Here is a 3,913-nt window from a genome sequence, read left to right as displayed (position 1 = left end):
CCAGCCGACCTCGGCCGGTGATGCCTCGGGGTCGGTGGCCAGTCGTTCGGCCAGCGCCCGGGCCTGACCGCGCAACGCTTCAGCGGTGCGCCCGGAGACCACCCACGGCACCACACCACCCGTGGACGTGTCCGTCGTGGGGGCGGCCTCGGCCGGTTCGGGGGCCTGCTCCAGGATCAGATGGGCGTTCGTACCGGAGATCCCGAACGCGGACACACCGGCTCGGCGCGGGCGCTCGCCGCGCGGCCAGTCGACCGGCTCGGTCAGCAGCCGTACCGCACCCGACGTCCAATCGGCGTGCGGTGTTGGCTTGTCGATGTGCAGTGAGGCGGGCAGCAGCTCATGCCGCATCGCCATCACCATCTTGATCACACTGGCCGCTCCTGCGGCGGCCTGGGTGTGGCCGATGTTGGACTTGATGGAGCCCAGCCACAGTGGCCGGTCCTCCGGCCTGCCCTGGCCGTACGTGGCCAGCAGCGCCTGCGCCTCGATCGGATCGCCGAGGGTGGTCCCGGTGCCGTGTCCGTCGACCGCGTCCACCTCGGCGGTCGACAGCTGCGCGTTGGTCAGCGCCTGGCGGATCACCCGCTGCTGCGAGGGCCCTTTCGGCGCCGTAAGACCGTTGCTGGCCCCGTCCTGGTTGACCGCGGAGCCCCGGATCACCCCGAGGACACGGCGGTTGCGGCGCTGCGCCTCGCATAGGCGCTCCAGGACGATCAGCCCGGCGCCCTCGCCCCATCCGGTGCCATCGGCGCCCGCCGCGAACGGTTTACAGCGGCCGTCCGGGGCCATGCCGCGCTGACGGGAGAACTCGATGAACGCGCCGGGCGTGGCCATCACGGCCACGCCACCGGCCAGGGCCAGATCACATTCGCCGTTGCGCAGCGCCTGACACGCCAGATGGATGGCGACCAGGGACGAGGAACACGCGGTGTCCACCGTGACCGCTGGACCCTCGAGGCCGAGCGTGTACGCCACCCGCCCGGACACCACACTTCCGAGGTTCCCGGGGCCGACATAGCCCTCCACCTCGCTGGTGATGTCGCCGATGACCGACAGATAGTCATGCGAACCCACCCCCGCGAACACCCCGGTGTTGCTGCCGACCAGCGACGTCCGATTGAGCCCGGCGCGTTCGAACGCCTCCCACGCGGTCTCCAGCAGCAGCCGCTGCTGGGGGTCCATGGCCTGTGCCTCGCGGGGGCTGATGTCGAAGAAGGCCGCGTCGAACTCGGTCGCGTCGTAACAGAATCCGCCCTGGTCAACATAGGACTTCCCATGGCTTTCCGGATCCGGGTCGAACAGCTCCGCAACGCCCCAGCCCCGGTCCGTGGGAAAGCCGGAGACGGCGTCCTCGCCGTCCCGCACCAGCCGCCACAGCTCCTCCGGCGACCGCACCCCACCCGGATAGCGGCAGGCCATGCCCACGATCGCGATGGACTCCGGCTCGGCGGACTCGGCCTGCCGCAGACGCTCACGGGTCTGGCGCAACTCGGCCGTGACCCACTTGAGGTGGTCGAGCAGCTTCTCTTCGTTCGACATCTAGCGGAGGCTCCTTGGCGCGTCGTGGCGGACGGGGGTCATCGGGCTCACGACTTTCCGAACTCGTCGGACTTCCCAAGCCCGTCGGACCTTCCGAACTCGTCGGAGATGAGGTCGAAGATGTCTTCCGCCGTCGCTGTCTCAAGCTCGCCGTGGGCCGCGGAGCGCTTTGTCTCCCGTTCGACGCCGGTCCATTTGGCCAGCAGCAGCCGCAGTCGCCCGGTGATCCGGCGCCGGGCCGCCTCGTCCACCGTCGAGGACTCCGAGGCCGCGTCCCACCGGTCGAGCTCCGACAGCAGATGTCCCTCGGAGGTCAGCTGCCCCTCGACAAGCCGCTCGCGCAGATAGTCGGCCAGCTCCTTGGGCGTGGGGTGGTCGAAGACCAGGGTGGGCGGAAGGCCGAGACCGGTGGCCGAGGAGAGCCGATGCCCGAACTCGACGGCCGTGAGCGAGTCGAACCCCAGCTCCTGGAACGGCTGGGCGGGGGGAATCGCATCGATGGTGGGATGGCCGAGGATCGCGGCGGCATGCGTCTGGATGTGATGGAGCAGGAGTTGATGCTGCTGGGCGGGGGTGCCCGTGGCCAGTTGCCGCTGGAGGGAACTGCTCAACGCCGCGTCGACGTCCGGGGTGGCATCGGTGCCCGGAGACGCGCTGGCGGCCAGGTCCGACAGCAGCGGGCTGGGCCGCTGTGCGGTGAAACCGGCGGGGAACCTCTCCCAGTCGATGTCCGCGATGGTGATCGTGGTGTCGCCGTGGTCCAAGGCGTGTTGCAGCGAGGCGATGGCGAGATCGGTGTCCAGGGGCCGCATCCCGCGCCGTCGGTAGTAGTCGACGACGGCCTCGTCGGCGGCCATGCCCGCATCGCTCCACGGCGCCCACGCGATGCTGGTGGCGGGCAGGCCACGGGCGCGGCGGTGCTCGGCGAGGGCATCGAGATAGGCGTTGGCGGCGGCGTACGAGGGCTGTCGGCTGCCGCCCCACGCTGCCGCGCCGGACGAGAAGAGCACAAAGGCGCTGAGGTCACGATGTTCGGTGAGCTCATGGAGATGGGTGGCCGCGAGCGCCTTGGGCCGTAGCACCGCCTCGATCCCCGGAAGGTCCAGCTCGGCCAGCGGGGTGTTCTCGGCCAGCCCGGCGGCGTGGACGACGGCGGTGAGGGGGTGCTCGGCCGGGACCGTGTCCAGGAGGTGCTGGAGCGCGGCGCGGTCGGCCACGTCGCAGGCGCTGATGGTGACGGCCGCGCCCAACGCGGTGAGGTCTTCGGTGAGTTGGGCGGCTCCGGGGGCGTCGGGGCCGGAGCGGCTGATGAGGTGGATATGGGGGGCTCCCCGGCGGGCGAGCCAGCGGGCCACATGGGCGCCCAGACCGCCGGTGCCGCCGGTGATCAGGGTCGTACCGGTGGGGCGCCACGCGGTGGGCGCGGTGTCCTGGCAGGTGGCGCGCTCCAGTCGGCGGGCCAGCGGGGTGGCACGGATCGCCACCTGGTCCTCGGGCTGGCCGGGCGCCAGTACGGCGGCGATACGGGCCGGGGTGCGGGCGTCCACGTCGGCCGGGAGGTCGATGAGACCGCCCCAGAGGTGGGGGTGTTCCAGCGCCGCGACCCGGCCCATACCCCAGATCTGAGCCTGGTGCGGATGGGGGAGCGGATCGGCGGCGGTGGCGGCCACGGCACCCTGGGTGACACACCACAGGGGCGCGGTGAGCGCCGTCCGGCTGAGGGCCTGGACAACAGCGGCCGTCGCCGCCAGCCCGACGGGGACGGCCGGGTGTTCGGGGTGGGGTGCCTGGTCGAGCGCGAGCAGACTCAGAATGCCCTCGGGCGTACTGCCATCGGGGAGCTGCGAGAGCTGCGAGAGCTTCGGAGCGAGGGCGTCGGGCCGGGCGTCCGTGCCATCGAGCGTCAGGACTTCATGGGCCGCGCCATGGGCGTCCAGCGCCTGAATGGTGGCGTGGACGGCCGGGTGTTCCTCCCACCCGGAGGGCACGAGCAGTAGCCAGGTCCCGCTGAGTGTCGGTGCGGTGGCGGAGTCCGGCAGCTGCTTCCACACGACGCGATGGCGCCAGGAGTCGATGGCGGACCGCTCGCGGTGTTGCCGTCGCCAGGTCGACAGTACAGGCAGTGCGGGGAGCAGGGCGTCGATGCCGGGGCTGTTCTTGTCCAGGTGGAGTGTGCTGGTGAGGGCATCGACGTCAAGTTCCTCGATGGCGTCCCAGAGCCTGGCCTCGGCCGGGTGGTGGCCGTTGAGATGACCGTTGGTACGGGGAGCGGGCGGGGCGAGCCAGTAGTGCTGGTGGTGGAAGGCGTAGGTGGGGAGTTCGATGGTGCGGGGGGTGGGGGTGGTGGGGTACCAGCTGTTCCAGTCGATGG

Annotated in this window: 2 protein-coding genes; both read right to left on the bottom strand. The window is 71.2% G+C overall.

Annotated features, from left to right (window positions below; translation table 11 throughout):
* The coding region (locus tag VT50_RS29595; protein ID WP_206269502.1) for a type I polyketide synthase at window positions 1-1,542 on the bottom strand (1,542 nt) is incomplete at its 3' end.
* A 47-nt stretch (window positions 1,543-1,589) separates the two neighbouring features.
* Window positions 1,590-3,913: SDR family NAD(P)-dependent oxidoreductase (locus VT50_RS29590; protein ID WP_143645296.1), on the bottom strand; the 2,324-nt coding region annotated here is incomplete at its 5' end.

This window comes from Streptomyces antioxidans, from assembly GCF_000968685.2.
In the GTDB taxonomy this organism is placed as follows: Bacteria; Actinomycetota; Actinomycetes; order Streptomycetales; family Streptomycetaceae; genus Streptomyces; species Streptomyces antioxidans.
The sequence above is the reverse complement of the archived record's forward strand: the minus strand, read 5'-3'. Positions and strand labels throughout refer to the sequence as shown.